We start from the raw sequence: 21187 nt of genomic DNA, 5'->3' as shown, positions 1-21187 counted from the left end.
CCGTCAGGAGGGCAGGCCAGGACCCGGCGCCTCCGCGCGCGGCCAGGGCTCGCCCTCGTGCCGCTCGACCGTGATGTTGAAGCGGGTCAGCACCCGCGCCAGCGTGGCCAGTTCGCGCGGTGACCACTCGTCCAGCAGCCCGCTCAGGTTTTTGACCCGTGCCTCGCGGTCGAGGCGGAGCCGCCGCGCGCCCTCGTCGGTGATGCGGAGCCGGCGGGCGGTGCCGCCGTCCGGATCGAGAATCCGCTCGATCAGTCCGGCCTTGAGAATGACGGCGGTCTGGCGGTTGACCGTCGAGCAGTCGAGGCCGAACGCCTCGGCCAGCTGCCCGATCGACATGGGGCCCGCCGCGTCGAGCCGGCTCAGCAGGAGATAGGCACTGCGCTCCAGCCGCTCCTGGCCTTCGGCGGGCCGGCAGCGGCCGGCCGAGCCCATGGATGCATGGCGGCCGAGAAGCATCAGTTCACGCTCGATTCGGCTCATTTCCTCGTGCACTTCGACCTCCCTCTTCCGAATCGCGGTCAACTGATCGGCCGATTAAATGTATGGCGCATGATGTGTGTATCGTACATAGCTTGTGCATGCTGCACATCCAGCCTGCCTCGCCCTTCCTTCGAGCGGAGAACGCATGAGTCCGACCTCGCCCGTGCCGCGCAGCGGCGCCGTCGTGGGCGTGCTGGCCGGCGCCGGGATCGTCACGTCCCTGATGCAGGCCCTCGTCGTCCCGCTGATACCCGAGCTGCCGCAGCTGCTGGACACCACCGCGGCCAACGCCTCCTGGATCGTGACGGTCACCCTCCTCGCGGGTGCCGTGGCCACCCCCGTGGTGGGCCGGCTCGGCGACCTCTCCGGCAAGCGGCGCATGCTGCTCGCCTGCCTGGCCGTCCTCGTCGTCGGCTCGCTCATCTGCGCACTCGCCGACTCCCTCGCCCCCATGATCGTCGGCCGTGCCCTCCAGGGCATGAGCATGGGCATCATCCCCCTCGGCATCAGCATCATGCGCGACGTGATGCCACCGGAACGCCTCGGCTCGGCCATGGCCCTGATGAGTTCCTCGCTCGGCATCGGCGGCGCGCTCGGCCTGCCCGCCGCGGCCGCCGTCGCCCAGAACACCGACTGGCACGTCCTGTTCTGGGCCGCCGCCGCGCTCGGCACGGCCGTCGCCGTCCTCGTGCTGCGCACGGTCCCCGAATCGCCGGTCCGTTCGGGCGGGTCGTTCGACCTCATCGGCGCGCTGGTGCTCTCCGTCGGTCTCGTCACCCTGCTGCTGCCGATCTCCAAGGGCGGCGACTGGGGCTGGTCGAGCCCCACCACCCTCGGCCTCTTCGGCACGTCCGCCGTCGTACTGCTGCTGTGGGGCGCCTGGGAACTGCGCATACCCGCCCCCCTGGTCAACCTCCGCTCCAGCGCCAAGCGGCAGGTCCTGGTGACCAACCTGGCGTCCGTGCTGGTCGGCCTCGCCATGTTCGCGATGATGCTGGTCCCCGTACAGATGCTCCAGCTGCCCGAGGCCACCGGCTACGGACTGGGGCAGTCGATGCTCGCGGCCGGGCTGTGGATGGCGCCCTCGGGCCTGATGATGATGGTCGTCTCGCCGCTCGGCGCGCGGCTGTCCGCCGCCCGCGGCCCCAGGACCTCCCTGCTCGCAGGCGCACTGTTCATCGCGTTCGGCTACGTCATCGCGCTGGGCCTGTCCGGTTCCACCTGGGGCGTGCTGATCTTCACCTCGGTCATCAGCATCGGCATCGCGCTCGCCTACGCGGCGATGCCCGCCCTCATCATGGCCGCGGTGCCGGCCACCGAGACGGCCGCCGCCAACGGCCTGAACACGCTCATGCGTTCCATCGGCACCTCCACGTCCAGCGCCGTGGTCGGCGTCCTGCTGGCCAACATGACCACCTCCTTCGGCGGCGTCGCGCTGCCCTCCGAGAACGGCTTCCGCACCGTCCTGATCTTCGGCGCCTGCGCCGCGCTGGTGGCGACACTGGTGATCCTGGCCATCCCCGGCCGGGCCGCCCGCCCCGCCTCCGCGACCGCCCACGTCCCGCCCGCGCAGGAACCGGCCACGACCCCCGGAGCCGCCACCTCCTGACCCGGGAGGCCGCTCCGGCCGGGGATTTCCGGTGGTGCGGGGACGGGACGGGCAGGTAGCTTCCGTCCCGTGACTGCTACTACCAACGACGACCTCATCGCCGCGGCCGCCGCCGTACTGAACCCGCACCCGGTGGGCGACCGGCTGTTCGGAGACGTGGCCACCACGCTGGTCACCGAGGCGGGCAGCTTCCACTCGGGCGTATGCATCGACACCGGCTCGGGCACGGGCTTCTGCGCGGAGCACGCGGCCATCGCCGCCATGGTGACGGCCCGTGAGTACCGCATCGCAAAGATCGTCGCCGTGTGGCGCAACGAGAACGGCGCCCTGCACGTACTGCCGCCCTGCGGACGATGCCGGGAGTTCATCCGGCAGATCGATCCCGCCAACCTCCACACGGAAGTGGTGCTCGGCAGGAACACCTCGGCGAAGCTGGCGGAGCTGCTCCCCGCGCATGAGTGGCCGAGCCCGCTCGACTGACTGTGATGATGCTCGTGGCGGCGGAACGGCCGGTTCAATCGGTCACGAAGGTCGTCACGCTCCGGGCCGGAAGCTCGCCGGTGAAAGAGCCGTTCGACAGGGTGATCCCGCCCTGGGGCGCGAGATTCCTGCTCGCGTCCGTCAACCAGGACGACACGCTGGACGCGGGGACGTTCCCCAGGGTGAACGACTGACTCACCGGTGAGGTCCCCTTGTTGATGGCGACGATGACAACCTCGGAGTCACCGCCCTTGAACGCCGAAGTGTAGACATTCGACTGGGGATTCGAGGTCGCGTCGAGCCGCACATATCCTGGCCGGACGAACTTGGAGAAGTGCGCCATATTGGCACCGCGCTTGCTGATCTGCCCGTCCTCCCGCATGGGGCCGTAGCTGCGCCGGATGTACCACCACACATACGCCTGGAACTCGGCGTCCACGAGAGCACGGTGGACGTGTTCCCCCACGTCGAGCGCTTGGGGCCAGAGATCCGCCGAATCGCTGCTGTTGGGATGGTAGACCTCGGTCATCCAGAGTTCTTTGCCCTGGCCCTTTTCCCTGAAGAGGGGGTAGGGGAAGTTCCCGTACGGCGTGCCGTAGAGGTGAGCCCCGAGTATGTCCAGGTTGGCGAGCGCCGCGGGGTCGTTGAGGATCGGGTCCGAAAAGCTCTTCACGTACTGGAAGGACTCCGGCGCAATGACCTTGGTGCCGATCGAGCCGGCGTTCTCCCGGAGGAACCGGATCATCTCGCCCGGAGTCCACCACGTCCAGTCGTGCGCGTAATCGGGCTCGTTCTGCACCGAGATGGCGTACAGGTTCACCCCGTTGTCCCTCATGAACCCGTGGAAGTCGTTCAGGTGCTGCGCGTAAGCGCCGTACATGTCGTGCCGCAGCCGCCTCGCGTCGGACTGATTGCCGCGGACGAAGGTCTCGACCATGTGAGCGGGGGGATTCCACGGCGACGCGATGACCGTCGCCCCGTGCTCGATCGCACGCCTAGCCGTCGCCACCTCACGGCTCCAGTTCGCCCGGTCCTCGTGAACGGGGATTCTCAGCACGGAGAACCCCAGTTGCCCCTCACCGTTGCCGAATGCCGTGTCCCGCTGGGCAGGAGTCAGGTCGTTGATCCAGGCCGTGTGGTTCATGCCGCCGAAACCCCGGATCGTCTGCCGCTCCGCCGACGGGTCGACGATCACCTCGCCGGCCGCCGCTGCGGACGGTGCTCCGGTTGCCGCCGAGGCCGGCTTCGCGGCCACGAGGACCGGTAGGGCACTCATCGTGGCCAGCACGGACCTCCGACTCGGAGATGCAGGCCCGGTGGTGATGGATTCATTCCGACGTGACGTCATTATGTCTCCTCCTGACTTCTGAACGAGGTGGGAGCGCTCCCAATCGGCGGCAGGCGTCGACCCGGCCTGTCCTTTGCGGAGTGGGAAGACGAAAGGGCTGGAGAGCGCGTCCGATATTGCGAACGGTGCCCAAAATGCCGAATCGCTGGCAAAGTAGCGGCCCAACTCGCCACCGTCAACCCACCCTTGCGTCACGCTTCCGCGCGGAGTCGGCACCCCGGCCCGGCATGGACGCACCGCGACGCTCCGCCTTCGCGCCGTGGCATGCCAACCGCCGCAGGAGTCCGGTGAGTCGGGCTGCGGGCCGGGCGGACGGGTCCCGAAGTCGTGGTTCTGCGGCCTTCGCACACCTCCGTGGCCCTCCGGCACGAGGTGTGCGTGCACCGTAGTCCTCCCTGTTGGCGTACCGTACCGGCTGCACCTTCAGGAAAACGGCAACGTTGAGGAACGTGAGCGATGAGAACTTCGAAGTCGACGGTCATGCGCCGGGCCGGCAGCATATGCGTGCTCGCCGTGGCGGCGGCACTCACCATGACGGCCTGCTCGGACGACTCCGACGACCCGGCGGACACGACTTCGGATGCCGGCGAGTCGCAGGAGTCCGGCGAGTCTCCGGAGTCCGGCGAGTCTCCGGAGTCCGGCGAGTCTCCGGAGTCCGGCGAGTCCCCGGCGGCCGACGCGCCCCAGGAAGAGCAGGCCGTCGGCCAGGCCACGGGCCGTGAGGCGGTGGCGACGTGGGTCGCCGCGATCGTCGAGGACCGGCCCCTGGACGCCTGCCTCGTCATGGGGGCACCGGGCGCCGACGGTTCGCCCGCGGGTAACACGGCGGCGATGTGCGAGGACGGAAGCCCCGAGGCAGAGCAGGCGCGGCAGTTGGTGAGCACGCTGGCCGAATCGTTCACTCCCGAGAGCCTGGGAGAGCCGGCCGCCGTGGAGGTCGCCGAAGGCCAGGGGTCGGGCGGGACGGCGACGTTCGAGGGGCAACAGATCACCGTGGACGGCCAGACGATCGAGGAGATCGTCGTGTCGAACTCCACCGGAGTGGAGCCCGGTCAGATCGGCATCGAGATCGAAGCCACGGACATCGACAGCCTCTGGTACGTGACCGACTTCGACCTCTCCTTCGGCTGAGGTCGACGCCGAGCGGGAACGGCCCCGGCCGTTCCCGCGGGCCGTCGATGGGGGTGTGTGAGCGCCACCGGTCGGCGTCCGCACCGTCCCGCCACCGGCTCCGGCTCCGGCTCCGGCTCCGGCGACAGTATGTGTTCGGAATGCTGCACCAAGCGCTCTGCCGATCAGAAGACGATTCTGCCGGTGCGCGCGTGCCAGTGCCGTCCGGATCGGAGATGAGCCGTGTACGCCCTGCGCAGGGCCGTATCCTGTGGCAGCTCCGTGAGGAAGTTCGCGGTGACGGGACCGTTCTGGCTCGGTCGGCCGAAAATGTACTCCAGCATGTCGCCGTCCGCGTGCTCCCGATCGTCGGGAAGCAACGGCCTCAGCTCGAAGCGGCGGAGGAACCGTACGATGTTCGACCGCTCGGGTAGGTACTCGGTGATCTGCGGATCGAGTAGCCAGGAGTGGCAGACCAGGTACGAGACCGGTTCGTCGGGGAAGTGACGGCCGAAGAACTCCAGGGCCAGGTCGATCGATACGTCACAGGCTTCCGGGGACAGCGGTGCGCCGGACGGCACATGAACGTGCAGCAGGAACCCCGCCGTGCCGTCCGGGAGTTCGCCGCGACCGCGGTCGTACTCAAGCCGGCCAAGCCGGTACTCGGCCCCTCGGAACTTCAACGGTGGGCACCACTGTCCGAACCTCCCGATGCCACCGAGCCCGTGCACGGCCCGGTGCTCGGCCATCATCGGTCCCAGCGTCGCCAACGTCTCCCACGACCTCGCGCGGTCGATGCCGCGCTCCGCGTGGTAGCGCAGTGTCTCCGGGAGCACGGCGAGATAGAGCCAGACGTAGAGGTGGAGCGCCACCCGGTCGGCGTCAGCCGGCATCGCTGGAAAGCCACGATATCCGTCGACCGGGAGTCCCGAACCCATGCTGGACATCAGGTCGCGGCAGCACCGTTCCAGGTGTCGCCATAGCTCCCGATGGTCCCGTGGATCGGGTCGCGCCGCCAGCGTCTCGGCTCGATCGACGGCGCTCGCGCCCAGCCGTTCCAACAACCGCGCCGCTTCCGCATTCGAGGGAAGTTCAAGCACACGAAATAATCTACGGCAGACTGTCTGTCCGGGTGCCGGGGTGGCACGCCGACGACGCCGGACACCAGCCCGCGACACCGCGGCGGACTCCGCAGGTCGTGTGGTCGGCCGTCCGGGTTCGACGAGCAGCGCCGCGCGACCGCAACCGCGACTGCCCGGACGGTTCCTAGGCGATACCGCCGTTGCTGTGGAGCAGCTGGGCGTTGATCCAGCCGCCCTCGGTCGAGCAGAGGAACGTGACCAGGCGCGCGCAGTCCTGCGGCACGCCGATGCGTCCCAGGGGCGTGAAGCGGATCATGTCGGCCATGTGCTCCTCCGTCATCCACCCGGTGTCGGTCGGCCCGGGATTGATGGCGTTGCAGGTCACTCCCAGGTGGGCGAGCTCGCGGGCCGCGGCCAGGGTGATCCGGTCCATGGCCCCCTTGCTGGCTCCGTAGGGAAGGTTGCCGGCGGTGTGGTCGCTGGTCAGGCTGACGATCCGGCCGCTTCCGTGCTCCCCGCGGAACCGCAGCCCGTACTCCCGGATCAGCAGCCAGGTTGCCCGCGTATTGACCGCGAAGTGCAGGTCGAAGCTTTCCACCGTGGTGTCCAGCAGACCGGAGTCGACCGACTCGGCATGGCAGAGCACCAGCGCGGTGACGTTACCCAGCTCCCGCTCGACGCTGTCGAAGAGCTGAGCCGGCACCGCCGGGTCGCCCAGGTCCGCCTCGACCGCAAGGGTCCTCGCCCCGAGGGACGCCGCCTGCTGCCGCAGTTGCGCGGGCGCGCCCGGGTCCGTTCCCCACTGCATCCGTGCGTCATAGGGCGTCCAGTAGGTGAAGGCCACATCCCAGCCGGCCCGGGCCAGACCGACGACCACGGAGGCCGCGATCCCGGCCGAACGTCCCGCCCCCGTGACGAGGGCGAGCGGACGTTCCGGCCCTTCCCCGTTCTGCGGACCCTGTGTGTGCGTCTCACCGATCATGATCACCATCATGACCGGCCGCCCTTCGCACCGCACCCGAATTCCCCAGCGCGCCCGCATCCGGTCGTTGAGCGGTGATCAGGAACCGGTGCGCACGCACGTCGAAGCGCCCTTCCGAGCACATGCGCCGATGCAGGCGACGCAGCGCGGAATCGTAGCGCTCGGGGCTGAAGCCGGGAATCTGCCAGCTGACCAGGCGCAGGTGGTAGACCACGGCGCCGATGTCGTGGAACGTGAGCACCGGGTGCTCTTCTTCCTCTCGGGTCAGCTTCAGGCCCGCCCGGGTCAGGGCCGCACCTGCCGCGTTGAGGTTCCAACTGCCCGCAGGGTGCGCGGGCGGGGCACCGAGGGCTTCGTTCAGCTCGGCGCAGTCATCGCTGCCGACCTGCTGTGTCAGCAGGCGGCCACCGGGGCGCAGCACCCGCCGGACTTCGTGCGCGGCCAGCCGTCCGTGGCGATTGAGCACGACGTCGACCGACTGGTCTTCGAGCGGCAGTGTTTCCCGGTCAGGGGCCGGCACGACCGTGACCCCCAGCGGTTCCAGCCGGCCGCGGGCGACAGCGATGTTCGGCAGCCATCCCTCGGTCGCCCATGTGTGCCGGGGCAGTGGCCGAAGCGAGGCCAGCAGCTCACCGCCACCGGTGTCGACGTCCAGCAGGCGCCCGGCGGCGGCGATGTGCGCGCGGGCCAGCTCCGGGTAGGACCACGACGGGTCCGAGCCGTGGGCGCGTCCGGACAACCAGCCGAAGTCCCACCCCGCGGCCGGAGCCGCCATCGCATCGGCAACCAACTCGTCGTACCCAGGAGCGATCACGCCTGAAGGCTAGGAACCGCCGCCGGGGACAGCAACCGATAATCGCAGTTCTCGCCACCAAGCCGGCCGGTCAGCGGCCGGTCAGCGGCCGGTCGGCGGCCGGCCGCGTCGGTCGTCGGGTTCACCGGCGGCGGCAGTGGAATTCGGCGTGAGTCGTGCGGGGGAAGGCGCGGGAGACGAGGTCGAAACCGGCTCGCCGAAGCATGCCTTCGATGATCCAGGCGTAGGTGGAGAACTCGTCCCGCACATGGGTTTCGAAGTCGGCCTTGAGGAAGCCCTGCCCCTCGGGTCGGCCCGCGGTGTCGATCCAGTGCTGAAGGTGGCCCTGCGCGTCAGAGGGCTCGAAACTGTAGATCACGTCCCACAGATAGAAGGTGCCGCCGGGGCGGAGCATTCCGGCCGCGCGGAGAAGTGCCTGCTGTTTCCAGAAGTCCGGGAGCTGGTGCAGAGCCGACTTGGTCGTGACCACGTCGGCGAGCGGGGCGCGGTGGGCGTAGTCCAGGAAACCGGCGTGATGCCAGTGCGGTGCGACACCGAACTCCCGCGCCCTGGCCCGCGCGAAGGCCAGCATTTCCGCGGAGACGTCCACGCCGTGTGCGACGGCCCCGCGCCGTGCCGCCTGGACGGCCAGCGAGCCGGTACCGCACGCCAGATCGACCAGGCGGCTGCCTTCGGTGACCCCCAGGCGGTCCAGCAGCGCGTCGTCGGCCTCGGGGTCGGTGCCCTGATTGCGGTCGTAGGCGGTGACGGCGGCCCTGCTGCCCAGGTCGACGCCGACCGGGGTGTACTCGGAGAAGTACCAGGCGGGCCGGGGGCGTTCGGTGCGTTCGGTGTCGTCGTGTCGTCGCATGGCCCTGTTTGTAGACTCTGCACCGGCCGTGCGGCAACGACAACATACGCACGGTGATGTTGCGGAAGGTGAAAGATGCAGGACCGCGATCAGTACCGGCTCTTCCTCCATCTCGCGCAGACGCTCAGCTACACCCGCACGGCGGCCGATTGCCATGTCAGCCCCGCCACCCTGTCCAGGACCGTGCAGCGGCTGGAGGCCGCGACCGGGCACCAGTTGCTCGAACGCGGCCCGCGCGGGGTGGCCCTGACCACGCACGGCCGCGCCTTCCGCCGCTATGCGGCCGACGCCCTGGACTTGTGGTCCCGCTACCGCGACGGCGACACCACGGCGGACGATCTGGGCGGCCACCTCCGGGTTTTCGCCTCCGTCACCGCATGCCACAGCCTCCTGCCCGACCTGCTCGGCCCCTTGCGCACCGCACATCCGCGCGTGCACATCTCCCTGCGCACGGGTGATGCCGCCGCCGCCCTCGCCCTCCTCGACCAGGACGAGGCGGATCTCGCCGTCGCCGCCCTCCCGGCCCGCGTCCCCGCCACCCTGCTCGCCCGGGAGATCACGCACACTCCGCTGGTCCTCGTCCAGGGGCGCACCGCTCCGGCCGCCGAGCCGTTCTCCGTCGCCGACGAGCCCTTCGTCCTGCCGCGGAAGGGACTCGTCCGGACGGCCGCCGACCAGTGGTTCCGCAGCCTGGGCAGTCATCCGCACATCGCTGCCGAGGCCGACGGGCACGAAGCGCTGCTCACTCTTGTCGCCCTCGGCTACGGAACGGGCGTCATCCCCGGCCTCGTCCTGCGGCACAGCGGCGTCCGCACCGGACTTCGGCAGCTGCCCACCCCGCCGGGGCTGGGCCGGCTCACCATCGGGGTGTGCATCCGGCGGGCCGACGCGCATCGCCCTCTCGTCGCCGCAGCCTGGGCGGCAACGCGGCCCGGCACAGGCCCGCGGCCGGGCTCATCGGAAGCGGGAGCGGCAAGCCCGTAGGGCGGATCATCAGTACAGCCCGCGCGGAACGGCCGGCGCCGGGCCCGCCGCGGCCCCCATGCGCCCCCGAGCAGCGGCGCAGCGGCCGGCCGGGGCGTCGATGTCCCCGTGGGCGAAAGGCCCGGATCGCGCCTGAGGGGTACCGGGGTGCCTCCTGGCCGGAGAGCAGGAAGGGCTCAGGCCCGGCTGCCCGGTGGGGCGTCGTCGGTCGTTTCCCGTTCCGGGGCCGGGCCGCTCGCCCGTGGCGGTTGCTGTGCCGGGCGCAGCGGGCGGACGGCGGTGGCCAGGGTGCCCGCGAGCAGGACCACGGCCAGGACGGCGAGCATCGCGTTGCGCAGCCCGACCGCCTCCCCGAGGAAGCCGAGGGCGGGCGGCCCGGCGAGGAACGCCAGGTAGCCGGTGATCGCCACGGCGCTGACACGCGCCGCCGCCCCCTGCGGGTCGTCGCCCGCGGCGGAGAGCGTCAGCGGGAAGCCGAGCGCGGCACCCAGGCCCCACAGCACGACCGCCGCGGCGGCCGGTGCCGGGTGGGGCGCGAGCACGACGGTGGCCAGCCCGACCGCGGCGCACACCGCGCCGGCGCGCACCACGGTGACGCGGCCGAAGCGCGAGAGGAGCCGCTCGCCGCTGAAGCGGCCGACGGCCATCGACGCGGCGAACAGGGCGTAGACGAGGGAGCCGGTGGCCGCGTCGAGGTCGTAGCCGTCGACCATGATGAGCGGCAGCCAGTCGTTGGCCGCGCCCTCGGCCAGCGCCATGCCCAGCACGATGAGGCCGAGCAGCACCACGCGCCGTTCGCGCCAGACGGCCAGCCGCTCCCGGGCCCCGAGGGCCGGCGCCTCGGTCGAGCCGGGGCGCTCCTGCCCGGTGCCCCGCGGCACGTGCCGCAGGGCCCACACGCTCAGGGCGGCGCCGAGCAGCACGACGATCAAAAGGTGCCACTGCACGGGGAAGTCGACCGCCGTCAGCGCGACTCCGGTGGTGGCCCCCGCGAACGTGCCGGCGCTGAAGCAGCCGTGCAGGGCGGGCAGTACCGGCCGTCCGATCACGCGTTCCACCGCGGCGCCCTCGACGTTCACCGCGATCTCCATCAGGCCGCTGCCCGCGCCGAACAGCGCCAGGCCGCAGAACACCACCGCGCCGCTGCCCGCTCCGGCGCCGAGCGCCACCACCGCGAGCCCTGCCAGATTGACCGCGGCGCCCCCCGTGGTCACCGCGCGCCCGCCGTACCGGGCCACCAGCGAGGCCGAGCAGAGGACGCCGGCCATCGCGCCGATGGAGAGGCCGAAGATGATCAGCCCCATCTCGGCCGTCGAGGCGCCGACCCGGTCGCGGATGTCCGGCGTCCGCGTGATCCAGGAGGACATCGCCACGCCGGGCAGCAGGAACATGGCGAACAGCGCGGCGCGCCAGCGTGCGGTCCGCGGGTCTATGGCAGCCTTCGCCATTCGGAGGGGCCTCCCGGATCGGGCCGACGCCAGCAATGCCCCGACCAGCGGTGTTTTATCGCTACATCACGCTGTCACAGGAGTGACCGGGCGGGCAACCAGCACAGACGAGGAGGAGGGCGGCGTGGAAAAACCCGCGGTACCGTCTCACGTTCCGGCCCGGCGGGACGTCTACGGGGTGTGACCATGGAACCTTTCGAGCGCATCGTGACCGACCACGGGCCCGTGGTGCTCCGCGTGTGCCGGGCCGTTCTCGGACCCGACGACGCGGAGGACGCGTGGGCCGAGACGTTCCTCGCCGCGATGCGCGCCTATCCGGACCTGCCGCCGGGGGCCAACGTCCAGGCGTGGCTGGTGACGATCGCCCACCGCAAGGCCATCGACATGCTGCGCGCCAACCGGCGCCGCGCGCTGCCGGTCGGGGACGTCCCCGAGCGCCCCGCCGAGACCGGGCGGCCCGACGCCTGGGACGGCGACCTGTGGAACGCCCTGCGGGCCCTGCCGGAACGCCAGCGCGCCGCCGTCGCCTACCACTACCTGGCCGGGCTGCCCTACCGGGAGATCGCCGCCATCACGGGCGGAACGCCCGACGCCGCGCGCAGGGCCGCCGCCGACGGCATCAGGAAACTCCGTGGCACCTACCCCGCGCGCCCCGCCGACCAGACAGGAGCGGACCGATGACCACCACGTCCGGCACCCCGGAGGAGCGGCTTCTCGCGTCGCTGCCCGCCCACGACCCCGCGGCCCTCGACCGTCTGCGGGCCCGCCTCGCGGAGCGGGCCGAACGCTCCGGCCTGCTCGACGTCGCCTACCGCACCGTCGACACCCCGGTCGGGAGCCTGCTGCTCGCGGCGACGGAACGCGGGCTGGTGCGCGTCGCCTTCGCCGTCCAGGACCACGAAGCCGTCCTGGCCGACCTGGCGGAACGCGTCAGCCCGCGTATCCTCGCGGCCCCGGCGCGGCTGGATGCCGCGGGCCGCCAGCTCGACGAGTACTTCGCCGGCCGCCGCACCCGCTTCGACCTGCCGCTCGATCTCGCGCTCGCCAAGGGCTTCCGGCGCGAAGTGCTGGCCCAGCTGCCGCGGATCGCCTACGGCAGCACCGAGAGCTACGCGCGGGTCGCCGCCGCCGCGGGCAGTCCCAGGGCCGTTCGTGCGGTGGGCACCGCCTGCGCCACCAATCCGCTGCCGCTCGTCATCCCCTGCCACCGCGTCGTCCGTTCCGACGGTTCGGCCGGCGGCTACGCCGGGGGAGCGGCGGCCAAACACCACCTGCTGGCGCTGGAGGCCGCGGCCTGAGACGTCCCGGCGATATCTACAACCAGCGCGGCAGCCGGGGCAGTTCGCCGTGGTCGCAGGTCAGCCGCCGTGTCCCGCGCCCGGTGAGCCAGCGGGTCAGGTCGGCGGCCGTGCCCGTGACGGTCGGCCCGCCACCGGGCGCGACCGCGAGCGGGGCGTCCCGGTCGGTGGCGGCGAGTGTCAGCGCGGGGCGCTCCCCGCGCCGTTCCCACGCGGCGAGCACGTCGGCCGCCAGCCGGTCGAGCAGGCCGGGCGGGACGTCGCGGAACCCGCCGCCGCCGCCGCCGAGGTCGACGGCGTGCACCCACACCTCGCGGGTGCGCATCCAAGCCGTCTCCCGCAGCGGCACCGTCCGGCCCTGCGCGGTGACCACGCTCGCGTCCCAGGCCGGTCCTGGCAGATCCCGCCACTCCACGTTCAAGTGGACCTCGGAGTGCGCGAAGAGCGAACGCAGCGCCCGTGCGGGCAGTGTCGCGCCGCGGGCGATCTCCTCCGCCCGCTGCCGCGGCGAGGCGTACATCGGGCACTCGGTGCCGGTGCGGCCCCACGTGCACAGCCGCGTCAGGGCACGGGCGTTGTAGCCGACGTGCGCGATCAGCGCGCGCCGGTCCCAGCCCGGCAGCAGCGAGGGCGCGGAGAGGTCCGCGTCGGACAGCTCCGTCAGGGCGCGGGCGAAGAACGCGGTGCCGGCGCGCGCCCACGCCAGCTCGGTGTGCGGGGCGCCGTCCGCGTCGTACCGCGCGCCGGCGCCCTGCCGGGCGCGCAGCGCCGCGCGGGCCTCGTCCAGGGCGGTGCCCGCGCCGTTCACGTGCCTGCTGCCGCGGGCACCTGCTCGGCGACCGCGGTGTTGGTCAGTGTGCCGATGCCCTCGACGGTGGTGGTCAGCACCTGTCCGGGGGCGAGGTAGCGGGCGGGTTTGCGGGCGTGGCCCACGCCGCCCGGCGTTCCGGTGGCGATGACGTCCCCCGGCCGCAGGGTGAGGATCGTGGAGAGGTAGGAGATCAGCTCGGCGGGGCCGAAGACCAGGTCGTCGGTCCTGGTGCGCTGCACCTCCTCGCCGTCCACGGCCGTGACCAGGTCGCCGCCGGGCGTGAACTCGTCGGGGGTGACCAGCACGGGGCCGAACGGGGTGGTGTGCTCGAAGGACTTGCCGGGGAGCCACTGCATCGTGCGGTACTGCCAGTCGCGCATGGTGACGTCGTTGAGCACCGCGTATCCGGCGATGGCGCGCTCCGCGGCGGCGCGGTCCGCCCGCCGCACCTCGGAGCCGACGACCACGGCCAGCTCGCCCTCCCAGTCCACCTGGGAGGACTCCGGCGGCAGCAGCACCTGATCGGCGGGGCCGATCAGGGCTTCGGGGTACTTGGTGAACACGGTTGGCGCCGTGGGCAGTTCCCGGCCCATCTCCAGGATGTGACCGCGGTAGTTGAGGCCCACGCACAGGATCTTTCCCGGGGTGGGCACGACGGGGGCGAGGTCGGCCCGTTCGAACGCGTGCTCCCGGCCGGCGGCGGTGGCCGCGTGGTCCAGGGCGCCGGCGCGCAGCAGCGCGCCGACGTCCGCGAAGCCCAGCTCCGTCGCGGTGCCGCCGTCCACCCGCACCGCCGTCGTGGCGCCGCCGGGCAGCCGCATGGTGGCCAGTCTCATCGGTCTTCTCCTTCGATGTGGGTACGGGCGAAGTGCAGACGCTCCATCACGGGCGCGTCGGAGAAACGGAACAGGTCGAACGGCGACTCGGCCCGCAGGGACCACGGCACCCAGGACGGCACGGTGAACAGGTCGCCCTTCTCCACGCGGTGTTCCGTTCCGCCGAGCACCACCTGCCCGCGGCCCTCGAAGACCTGGAAGACGCACGAGCCGACCTCGCGCCGGGTGGCGGTGGCCGTGCCGGGGCGCAGCCGGTGGAACTCGGCGCGGATCGTGGGCATCACGTCGCCGCCGGTGGTCGGGTTCACGTAGCGGACCGCGGCGTGGCCCTGCTCCACCGTCGCCGGCAGGCCCTCCTCCTCAAGCAGCAGTTGCTCGGTCAGGGCGCGGTCGGTGTGCTCCCAGCGGTAGGCGCCGATGGGGGAGGAGACCGTGTCGCGCAGGCCGGACAGCGGGCGCAGCCCGGGGTGGCACCACAGGCGTTCGCCGCGCGAGTAGTTGGGCGTGGCGTAGTCGGTGACCCGGTCCGAGCCGAATTCGAAGAAGCCGGTGTCCGTGTAGTGCGCGAACGGGATGTCCAGCCCGTCCAGCCAGGCCATCGGCCGGTCCGTCTCGTTGTGGTGGCCGTGGAAGTGCCAGCCCGGGGTCAGCAGGAAGTCGCCGCGGCTCATCCGCACCGGATCGCCGTCGACGACCGTCCACACGCCCTCGCCCTCCACGACGAAGCGGAACGCGTTCTGCGCGTGCCGGTGTTCGGGCGCGGTCTCCTTGGGGCCGAGGTACTGGATCGCGGCCCACAGCGTCGGCGTCGCGTACGCGCGGCCGGACAGCCCGGGGTTGGCGAGGGCGATGGCCCGCCGCTCACCGCCCCGGCCGACGGGCACCAGGTCGCCGGCCCGTTGCGCGAGCGGGTACAGCGTGCTCCAGCGCCACACGTGCGCCCGCGCGGCGGGCGCGGGGTGCATGGGCATGAGGTCCCCGAGCTGCGTCCACAGCGGAACGAGGTGCTCGGCGTCGAAGTCCTCGTACAGCCGCGTCAGTTCGGGGCTGTCCTCCCCCGTCATCGCATTGTGGACGGAGCCGTGGTCGGTGGTGTCGGTGGTGTGCCGCTCGGTGGTCATGCCGGAAACTCCTTCCCGACCGCGCCGGACGCGCCGGCGTCGGGTTCGTTCTCGGGGCGGTGGCCGCGTTTCGCCTTCTGCACCAGCTCGTAGACGTGGGCGCGGAGTTCGCCGAAGCGCGGCAGATTGCGCGTGCCGAGCTGGTCCCGTTCGTCCGGCAGGTCGACGGCGACGTCCTCCATGATCACGGTGGGTCTGCCGGACAGGACCAGTACCCGGCGGCCCAGGTAGATGGCCTCGTCGATGTCGTGCGTGACGAACAGCAGCGTGATTCCGAGCCGGTGCCACAGGTCGCGGACCAGGTCCTCCAGGTCGGCGCGGGTCTGGGCGTCGACCGCGGCGAACGGCTCGTCCATCATCAGGATGTGCGGTTCGTAGGCGACGGCGCGGGCGATGGCGACGCGCTGCTGCATGCCGCCCGACAGCTGCCAGGGGTAGGAGCGGGGCACGTCCGCGAGGCCGACGGCCTCCAGCGACCGCTCGACCAGGCGGTGCCGCTCCGCCTTGGGCAGCCTCTTCTCGCGCAGGGGCAGTTCGACGTTCTGCGCGACGGTGAGCCAGGGGAAGAGGCTGCGCGCGTAGTCCTGGAAGACGACGGCCATGCCCTTGGGCGGCCCCGCGACCGGCCTGCCCTCCAGGGAGATGTCGCCGCCCGTGGGCGGCAGCAGCCCGGCGATGCAGCGCAGCAGCGTCGTCTTGCCGGCCCCGGAGGGGCCGACGATGCAGACCATCTCGCCGGCCGCGATGTCGAAGGTCAGGTCCCGGATCGCCTCGGTGGGCCGGCCGGCGGACTCGTACACCTTGTGCAGGCCGCGCACCGAGAGCATGCGGGTGGCGGTGGCCGGTCGGTCGGTTGCGGTGGTCATCGGTTGCCTCCTCGTTGAGACTGGCGCTGCCCGCGGTACCAGGCGAGCACGACGCGCTCGACGGCGCGGAAGATCAGGGAGAGCAGCACGCCCACGAGGCCGAGCAGGAGGATGCCGGTCCACATCTCGGGGAGCGCGAAGCTGCGTTGGAACTGGACGATGGAGAACCCGAGGCCGTTGTTCGCCGCGAACATCTCCGAGATCACCATGAGGATGATCGCGATGGACAGCGCCTGCCGCGCGCCGGTGAAGATCTGCGGGCTCGCTCCGCGCAGCACCAGCGTCCGCAGCCGCGTCAGCGGGCGCAGGCGGTAGGTGCGGGCCGTGTCGCGCAGCAGCGGGTCGATGCCGCGCACGCCTTCGACGGTGTTGAGCAGGATCGGCCACACGGCCCCGGTGGCGATCACGATGACCTTCATCGTGGTGCCGATGCCGAAGAACAGCATGAGGATCGGCACCATCACCGGTGGGGGAATCGCCCGGAAGAACTCCAGGACGGGCTCGGCGAAGGCGCGCAGCTTGGCCGAGGAACCGATGAGGACGCCCAGCACGACGCCGAGCACCACGGCCAGCGCGTACCCGGACAGCAGCCGGGTCAGGGACGGCACCACATCGCCGGTGATGCGGCCTTCGAACCACGTGGGGCCGAAGGTCTCCACGATCTCGCGCAGCGGCGGGAAGTAGAAGCTGTGGTACTCCTCCGACACCAGCCACCACACGGCGATCAGCACCGCGGGCAGGCCCAGCACGACCAGGGTGCGGCGGGCGGCGGCCAGGGCCCTGCGGCCGGTGCCGCGGCGAGTGGCGGAACGGGCGAGTGGCGCGGCGGCCCGCGGGGAGAAGACGGTCATGACGCGGACTCCTGTCGCACGGAGGGATGCCAGCGCAGCACGCGGCGCTCGACGAGCCGGGCCAGGAGGTTCACGGCCACGCCGAGCAGACCGGTCACGATGACCAGCGCGTACATCGACGCCACCGCGCCCGAGGTCTGGGCCACGGCGATGAGCCGGCCGAGTCCCGGGGTGCCGATGATGAGTTCGCCGGTGACGGTGAGGATCAGCGCGACGCTCGCGGCCAGCCGGAAGCCGACCACCGCGTACGGCAGCGTCGTCGGCCACACCAGGCGCGTCACTTCGGTCAGGAACCGGAAGCGGTAGCTGCGGGCGGTGTCCCTGGCCACCGGGTCCACGTCCTGCACCCCGGCCAGTACCTGGAGCAGGATCTGCCAGAACGCGGCGTAGATCACCAGCAGCAGGGTTGCCTCGCGGCCGGTGCCGTACATCAGCACCGCCAGCGGGATCAGCGCCACGGAGGGGATGGGCCGCAGGAACTCGATGACGGAGGCGGTGGTTTCGCGGAGCACCCGCACGGAGCCGATGAGCATGCCGATGACGACCCCGGCGGCCAGCGCGATGCCGAGGCCGATGCTCCAGGTGGTCAGCGTGTCGCCGAGCGCCCGCCAGAACTCGCCGGTCCCCGCCCGTTCGCCCAGCGCCTCGGCCATGTCCGAGAACGGCGGCAGGAAGCGGGAGTTGACCAGGCCGGTGCGCGGCAGCAGCTCCAGCAGGCACAGGAATGTCGCGACGCCGGCCAGGCCGAGCAGCGCCCTGTGGGGGCTTCGCGCCGGGCGGCCCCGGCCGCCGCGCGGGGCGGGCCGCACGGGTGGGGGGACTGTGGCAGTGGCAGTCATGACACCGGTCCGTTCGCCTCGTCGTGGTGGTGGACCCGGACGGCGGTGACCTCAGCCATCACGTCTCACCTCTTCTCTCCTCGCCTTCCGCGTCTCGGGCGTCTCGGATGTCGCCCGCGTCTCGGGCGTCGCCGGTTTCTCCCGCCGCCAGTGGGCGACGACGTCCGCGGTGGTGAAGGACCTGCCGAAGTGGCGCGCCATCACCGTGACCGCCGCGGCGTGTTCCGCCGCGTCGTACGCGGCGCAGGCATCGGACACGACCGAGGCGAGGTGGTCGGCGTCGACGGCCGACCGCAGGGTGCTCTCCACACAGACGTTGGTGGTCACTCCGGCCAGAACCAGCGCCGGGCGCCCGTGTGCGGCGAGCGCGGCCCGGAAGCCGGGCGAACCGAACGCGCTGTAGCGGTGTTTGACCGCGACGCTCTCGCCCGGCCGCGGCCGGAGCCGGTAGAACTCGGCGCCCCAGCTGCCTTCGAGGCAGTTGCCGGGGGCGGGCCGCTCGCCGGTGCCGATGCCCGCGGCATAGCGGTGCCGCCAGGCGTCCGAGTCGACGCCCTCGCCGTGGACCGTGCGGACGAACAGGGGCGGAACGCCCGCGCCCCGGGCCGCGGCGAGCAGCAGCTCCGCGTTGGCCACGGCGGGCGGCACGGCCGACAGGTCCATGCCGCGGCGCCCCATCGTGCCCCGGGGGTGGCAGAAGTCGTTCTGGACGTCGATCAGTACGAGCAGCGCGTCCCGCGGCGACAGGCGGGAGATGGGCCCGCCGGCCGGCCGGTCAGCGCCCGGTGAGGGCGTCGAGGTCGATGGCGTCATCGACGAATCCGTTCGTCAGCATGCGGTCCGCTATGAACTCGAGCGAGCTCTCGTCCAGTTCGCTCTTGAACTGGGGCAGCACCATCGCGTCCGCGACGGCGGGGTCGAGCTCCTCGATCTCCGGCAGCGCCGCCCGGAACCCGGCCGGGTCCTCGGTGATCGAGGCGGCGGTGTCGGCCACCGCGGCGTCGAACGCCTCGACCAGGTCGGCGTTGTCCTCGGCGAACTGCTGTGTGGTGAGGTAGGAGCCGACCTGGAGCCCCGCCATGGATTCCGCGTACGGGCGCAGCACGGGCCGGAAGCCCTGCTCGACGCCCATCGTCTGGAAGGGCTCGATGATCCAGGCGGCGTCGACCCGGCCGCTCTCCAGCGCCGGAAGCATGTCGGGAAAGCCGAGTTCGACGAACTCGATGCCGGAGGTGTCCACGCCCCGCTCCTCCAGCGCGGCCATGATCGTGATGTCGCCGATGTTCTGGAGCGTGTTCACGGCGATGGACGTACCGGCCAGGTCCTCGGCCGAGGCGATCGCCGAATCCTCGGGTACCAGCACGGAGGAGAAGTCCGACTCCACGTCGTCGGTGGCGAACGTGCCCGGCGCGACCATCCGCAGCGGAAGGCCCTGCCCGGCGGCGAGCATGCCGCTGACCACGTTGGACCCGGCGATGTCGAGGTTTCCGCCGACGAGCGCGGGGATCGCGGCGGCGCCGCCCGCCGAGGTGTCGATCCGCAGGTCGATGCCGTGCTCCTCGAAGAAGCCCTGCTGCTCGCCGTACTTGAGGAACGCGCTGGGCACGCCGTCGGTCTCGCCGACGCGGACGACGCCCTCGCCCGCCGCGCCCGCGCCGTTCGCGCCGTCCGCGGGCGAGGTCGCGGCTCCGCAGGCCCCGGCGCCGAACACCACGGCGCCCGCCGCGGCCACGGCCGTCATGCGATGTCTCATCGTTGTCCTTTCCTTGCCTGCCCCGGCCGGCGCGCCGGCTCGTCCCGTCGGGCGCGCCTGGCGGTCCACGGAATCCCGGTGGGTCCGGGCCGGGCGGGCCGGCCGACGGACAAGCAACATACGGAGACGGCCGTTCGGCGGCGGGATTCTGCCATCGAGATTCTGCTATGACGAATCTGGATTCTTCCTCGCCGAAGCGGGCGACCGCGGATCGTACGCTGTGGCGGCAACAGCCTGCGGCGATGGCTCCCACCGGGCCGGATGCCGCGGAGCCCCGTGCGTTCCTTACTGCGGAATCCTTGATCATCGGGCGAAGGCGTGGTGGCGCGGACCGCCCGGTCGGCAGGCGCGCACTCGTGTTCAAGAAAGGCAAGCCATATGAACGTCCTCGTCGTCGGCGCGGGAATCGGAGGGCTCACCCTCGCCCTCGAACTGCACCAGGCAGGCATCCCCTGCCGGGTTCTCGAGGCCGCCCCGGCCCTCGAGCCCATCGGTGCCGGCATCAACCTGCTGCCGCACGCGGTGCGGAACCTGGACCGGCTGGACGTCGCCGGGCGGCTGGAGGCCGTCGGTGTCGAGACCGGGGAGTCGGTGTTCTTCAACCGCTTCGGACAGCTCGTCTACCGGGAGCCGCTGGGCCGCCTGGCCGGCTACGGCCACCCCCAGATCTCCGTGCACCGCGGCGACGTCCAGCTGGCGCTGCTGGCAGCGGTGCGGGAACGGCTCGGCGCCGATGCCGTCGCGCTCGGCAGGCGCGTGGTCCGCACCGACGACGACGGCAGGCGGGTCGCCGTCACGGTCGAGGACGCCGCCACCGGCGCCCGCGGCACCGAGCACGCCACCGTCGTCGCCGCCTGCGACGGCATCCACTCGGCGGTCCGCGCGCAGTTCTACCCCGACGAGGGCCCGCCGCTGTACTCCGGCGTCACGATGTGGCGTGGCGTCACCCCGTGGCGGCCGTTCCTCAGCGGCGCCAGCATGGTCCGCGCCGGCTGGCTCGCCTCGGGGAAAATGGTCATCTACCCGGTGCGCGACGGCATCAACGAGGCGGGCGAGCAGCTCGTCAACTGGGTCGCCGAGGTCGAACGCCCGCGTCCCGCCCGCCGCGACTGGAACCGCACCGGCCGCCTTGAGGACTTCATCGACGTCTTCGCCGACTGGCACTTCGACTGGCTGGACGTCCCCGCACTCATCCGCGGCGCCGGCAAGATCCTCGAATACCCCATGGTCGACCAGGACCCGCTGCCGCGCTGGACCTTCGGCGCCGTGACGCTGCTCGGCGACGCCGCCCACCCCATGGTGCCGCGCGGCTCCAACGGCGCCGGGCAGGCCGTGCTCGACGCCTACGCGCTGCGCACCGCCCTGGAGAACGCCCCCGACCCGCGCGCCGCCCTGCTCCGCTACGAGCAGGAACGCCTGCCCGCCACCGCCTCGGTGGTGCGCACCAACCGCATCAGGCCGCCCGATACGATCCTGAAGGAAGTCTACGAGCGCACGGGCGACCGTCCGTTCGACCGTATCGAGGACGTCATCAGCACCGAGGAAATGGCCGCGATCTCCGACGACTACAAGAAGGTCGCCGCGTATGACAAAGAGCTCGTCAACCGGCAGGAGTGACGCGC

The 21187-nt window shown here is 71.7% G+C and carries 22 protein-coding genes; 7 read left to right on the top strand and 15 right to left on the bottom strand.

What is annotated here, in order from left to right:
- Positions 1 to 3 precede the first annotated feature (3 nt).
- Positions 4 to 483 (bottom strand): MarR family transcriptional regulator, encoded by a 480-nt coding sequence (locus STBA_RS03000; RefSeq protein WP_077063069.1) that lies wholly within the window; start codon positions 481 to 483, stop codon positions 4 to 6.
- A 145-nt stretch (positions 484 to 628) separates the two neighbouring features.
- On the opposite strand from STBA_RS03000, the gene STBA_RS02995 reads away from it, so the two are divergent.
- Entirely contained in the window at positions 629 to 2092 is a 1464-nt protein-coding gene (locus STBA_RS02995) for an MFS transporter (RefSeq protein WP_077057737.1), read from the top strand.
- A gap of 69 nt (positions 2093 to 2161) precedes the next feature.
- Complete coding sequence (locus tag STBA_RS02990; RefSeq protein ID WP_077057736.1) at positions 2162 to 2572, top strand: hypothetical protein; 411 nt, start codon at positions 2162 to 2164, stop codon at positions 2570 to 2572.
- A gap of 34 nt (positions 2573 to 2606) precedes the next feature.
- Here STBA_RS02990 and STBA_RS02985 read toward each other — a convergent pair whose 3' ends face one another.
- Positions 2607 to 3920, bottom strand: coding sequence for a glycoside hydrolase family 30 beta sandwich domain-containing protein (locus STBA_RS02985; protein ID WP_077057735.1), 1314 nt, complete (start codon positions 3918 to 3920; stop codon positions 2607 to 2609).
- A gap of 456 nt (positions 3921 to 4376) precedes the next feature.
- Between STBA_RS02985 and STBA_RS37545 the strand changes: the two genes are divergently transcribed.
- A complete protein-coding gene (locus STBA_RS37545; protein WP_171987626.1) occupies positions 4377 to 5051 on the top strand; it encodes a hypothetical protein in 675 nt (224 codons plus the stop codon).
- A gap of 164 nt (positions 5052 to 5215) precedes the next feature.
- Here STBA_RS37545 and STBA_RS02975 read toward each other — a convergent pair whose 3' ends face one another.
- The 4 genes from STBA_RS02975 to STBA_RS02960 form a co-directional block, all read right to left on the bottom strand.
- Entirely contained in the window at positions 5216 to 6130 is a 915-nt protein-coding gene (locus tag STBA_RS02975) for an acyltransferase domain-containing protein (protein WP_253195205.1), read from the bottom strand.
- A gap of 166 nt (positions 6131 to 6296) precedes the next feature.
- A complete protein-coding gene (locus tag STBA_RS02970) occupies positions 6297 to 7094 on the bottom strand; it encodes an SDR family oxidoreductase (protein ID WP_107485180.1) in 798 nt (265 codons plus the stop codon).
- The gene (locus tag STBA_RS02965) at positions 7084 to 7884 is read right to left on the bottom strand and encodes a class I SAM-dependent methyltransferase (protein WP_216355907.1); all 801 of its coding nucleotides are present in this window, start codon (positions 7882 to 7884) and stop codon (positions 7084 to 7086) included. The genes STBA_RS02970 and STBA_RS02965 overlap by 11 nt, the downstream gene beginning before the upstream one ends.
- 145 nt (positions 7885 to 8029) lie before the next feature.
- The gene (locus STBA_RS02960; RefSeq protein ID WP_077057730.1) at positions 8030 to 8758 is read right to left on the bottom strand and encodes a class I SAM-dependent methyltransferase; all 729 of its coding nucleotides are present in this window, start codon (positions 8756 to 8758) and stop codon (positions 8030 to 8032) included.
- A 75-nt stretch (positions 8759 to 8833) separates the two neighbouring features.
- Between STBA_RS02960 and ilvY the strand changes: the two genes are divergently transcribed.
- The gene (gene ilvY, locus STBA_RS02955; protein ID WP_077057729.1) at positions 8834 to 9742 is read left to right on the top strand and encodes an HTH-type transcriptional activator IlvY; all 909 of its coding nucleotides are present in this window, start codon (positions 8834 to 8836) and stop codon (positions 9740 to 9742) included.
- Between the two features lie 176 nt (positions 9743 to 9918).
- Here ilvY and STBA_RS02950 read toward each other — a convergent pair whose 3' ends face one another.
- Positions 9919 to 11190, bottom strand: a complete 1272-nt coding sequence (locus STBA_RS02950; protein ID WP_077057728.1) for an MFS transporter — start codon at positions 11188 to 11190, stop codon at positions 9919 to 9921.
- A 186-nt stretch (positions 11191 to 11376) separates the two neighbouring features.
- Between STBA_RS02950 and STBA_RS02945 the strand changes: the two genes are divergently transcribed.
- Both STBA_RS02945 and STBA_RS02940 read left to right on the top strand, forming a co-directional pair.
- Positions 11377 to 11871, top strand: coding sequence for a sigma-70 family RNA polymerase sigma factor (locus STBA_RS02945; protein ID WP_079252344.1), 495 nt, complete (start codon positions 11377 to 11379; stop codon positions 11869 to 11871).
- Entirely contained in the window at positions 11868 to 12488 is a 621-nt protein-coding gene (locus STBA_RS02940) for a methylated-DNA--[protein]-cysteine S-methyltransferase (protein WP_077057726.1), read from the top strand. The genes STBA_RS02945 and STBA_RS02940 overlap by 4 nt, the downstream gene beginning before the upstream one ends.
- A 16-nt stretch (positions 12489 to 12504) precedes the next feature.
- Here the strand turns inward: STBA_RS02940 and STBA_RS02935 are convergent, their stop codons facing one another.
- Genes STBA_RS02935 through STBA_RS02900 form a run of 8 tightly spaced genes read right to left on the bottom strand, consistent with a single transcriptional unit; the run spans position 12505 to position 19565 of the window.
- Positions 12505 to 13296 (bottom strand): maleylpyruvate isomerase family mycothiol-dependent enzyme, encoded by a 792-nt coding sequence (locus STBA_RS02935; RefSeq protein ID WP_171987625.1) that lies wholly within the window; start codon positions 13294 to 13296, stop codon positions 12505 to 12507.
- Positions 13293 to 14135, bottom strand: a complete 843-nt coding sequence (locus tag STBA_RS02930) for a fumarylacetoacetate hydrolase family protein (RefSeq protein WP_077057725.1) — start codon at positions 14133 to 14135, stop codon at positions 13293 to 13295. Before STBA_RS02930 ends, STBA_RS02935 begins: the two co-directional genes overlap by 4 nt.
- The gene (locus STBA_RS02925) at positions 14132 to 15199 is read right to left on the bottom strand and encodes a cupin domain-containing protein (protein ID WP_366510917.1); all 1068 of its coding nucleotides are present in this window, start codon (positions 15197 to 15199) and stop codon (positions 14132 to 14134) included. Before STBA_RS02925 ends, STBA_RS02930 begins: the two co-directional genes overlap by 4 nt.
- Positions 15200 to 15252: 53 nt before the next feature.
- Positions 15253 to 16122, bottom strand: a complete 870-nt coding sequence (locus tag STBA_RS02920; RefSeq protein WP_079251681.1) for an ABC transporter ATP-binding protein — start codon at positions 16120 to 16122, stop codon at positions 15253 to 15255.
- Positions 16119 to 16973, bottom strand: coding sequence for an ABC transporter permease (locus tag STBA_RS02915; RefSeq protein WP_079251680.1), 855 nt, complete (start codon positions 16971 to 16973; stop codon positions 16119 to 16121). The genes STBA_RS02920 and STBA_RS02915 overlap by 4 nt, the downstream gene beginning before the upstream one ends.
- Positions 16970 to 17812, bottom strand: a complete 843-nt coding sequence (locus tag STBA_RS02910) for an ABC transporter permease (protein ID WP_077057723.1) — start codon at positions 17810 to 17812, stop codon at positions 16970 to 16972. The genes STBA_RS02915 and STBA_RS02910 overlap by 4 nt, the downstream gene beginning before the upstream one ends.
- Before the next feature lie 51 nt (positions 17813 to 17863).
- Entirely contained in the window at positions 17864 to 18625 is a 762-nt protein-coding gene (locus STBA_RS02905) for an isochorismatase family cysteine hydrolase (protein ID WP_077057722.1), read from the bottom strand.
- On the bottom strand, positions 18588 to 19565 hold the full coding sequence (locus STBA_RS02900; protein WP_077057721.1) for an ABC transporter substrate-binding protein: 978 nt from the start codon (positions 19563 to 19565) through the stop codon (positions 18588 to 18590). The genes STBA_RS02905 and STBA_RS02900 overlap by 38 nt, the downstream gene beginning before the upstream one ends.
- 378 nt (positions 19566 to 19943) lie before the next feature.
- Between STBA_RS02900 and STBA_RS02895 the strand changes: the two genes are divergently transcribed.
- Positions 19944 to 21182: a flavin-dependent oxidoreductase gene (locus STBA_RS02895; RefSeq protein WP_077057720.1), complete on the top strand. Its 1239-nt coding sequence runs from the start codon at positions 19944 to 19946 to the stop codon at positions 21180 to 21182.
- Positions 21183 to 21187: the final 5 nt, after the last annotated feature.

The sequence above is a fragment of the Streptomyces sp. MP131-18 genome (assembly GCF_001984575.1).
GTDB lineage: Bacteria > Actinomycetota > Actinomycetes > Streptomycetales > Streptomycetaceae > Streptomyces > Streptomyces johnsoniae.
The sequence above is the reverse complement of the archived record's forward strand: the minus strand, read 5'-3'. Positions and strand labels throughout refer to the sequence as shown.

What these genes read in the sequence shown, in the direction of transcription:
- STBA_RS03000 (WP_077063069.1), bottom strand. Translation starts at nt 483, where the DNA reads ATGAGCCGAATCGAGCGTGAACTGATGCTTCTCGGCCGCCATGCATCC.
- STBA_RS02995 (WP_077057737.1), top strand. Translation starts at nt 629, where the DNA reads ATGAGTCCGACCTCGCCCGTGCCGCGCAGCGGCGCCGTCGTGGGCGTG.
- STBA_RS02985 (WP_077057735.1), bottom strand. Translation starts at nt 3,920, where the DNA reads ATGACGTCACGTCGGAATGAATCCATCACCACCGGGCCTGCATCTCCG.
- STBA_RS37545 (WP_171987626.1), top strand. Translation starts at nt 4,377, where the DNA reads ATGAGAACTTCGAAGTCGACGGTCATGCGCCGGGCCGGCAGCATATGC.
- STBA_RS02970 (WP_107485180.1), bottom strand. Translation starts at nt 7,094, where the DNA reads ATGATCGGTGAGACGCACACACAGGGTCCGCAGAACGGGGAAGGGCCG.
- STBA_RS02960 (WP_077057730.1), bottom strand. Translation starts at nt 8,758, where the DNA reads ATGCGACGACACGACGACACCGAACGCACCGAACGCCCCCGGCCCGCC.
- ilvY (WP_077057729.1), top strand. Translation starts at nt 8,834, where the DNA reads ATGCAGGACCGCGATCAGTACCGGCTCTTCCTCCATCTCGCGCAGACG.
- STBA_RS02950 (WP_077057728.1), bottom strand. Translation starts at nt 11,190, where the DNA reads ATGGCGAAGGCTGCCATAGACCCGCGGACCGCACGCTGGCGCGCCGCG.
- STBA_RS02945 (WP_079252344.1), top strand. Translation starts at nt 11,377, where the DNA reads ATGGAACCTTTCGAGCGCATCGTGACCGACCACGGGCCCGTGGTGCTC.
- STBA_RS02940 (WP_077057726.1), top strand. Translation starts at nt 11,868, where the DNA reads ATGACCACCACGTCCGGCACCCCGGAGGAGCGGCTTCTCGCGTCGCTG.
- STBA_RS02930 (WP_077057725.1), bottom strand. Translation starts at nt 14,135, where the DNA reads ATGAGACTGGCCACCATGCGGCTGCCCGGCGGCGCCACGACGGCGGTG.
- STBA_RS02925 (WP_366510917.1), bottom strand. Translation starts at nt 15,199, where the DNA reads ATGACGGGGGAGGACAGCCCCGAACTGACGCGGCTGTACGAGGACTTC.
- STBA_RS02920 (WP_079251681.1), bottom strand. Translation starts at nt 16,122, where the DNA reads ATGACCACCGCAACCGACCGACCGGCCACCGCCACCCGCATGCTCTCG.
- STBA_RS02915 (WP_079251680.1), bottom strand. Translation starts at nt 16,973, where the DNA reads ATGACCGTCTTCTCCCCGCGGGCCGCCGCGCCACTCGCCCGTTCCGCC.
- STBA_RS02910 (WP_077057723.1), bottom strand. Translation starts at nt 17,812, where the DNA reads ATGACTGCCACTGCCACAGTCCCCCCACCCGTGCGGCCCGCCCCGCGC.
- STBA_RS02905 (WP_077057722.1), bottom strand. Translation starts at nt 18,625, where the DNA reads ATGACGCCATCGACCTCGACGCCCTCACCGGGCGCTGACCGGCCGGCC.
- STBA_RS02900 (WP_077057721.1), bottom strand. Translation starts at nt 19,565, where the DNA reads ATGAGACATCGCATGACGGCCGTGGCCGCGGCGGGCGCCGTGGTGTTC.
- STBA_RS02895 (WP_077057720.1), top strand. Translation starts at nt 19,944, where the DNA reads ATGAACGTCCTCGTCGTCGGCGCGGGAATCGGAGGGCTCACCCTCGCC.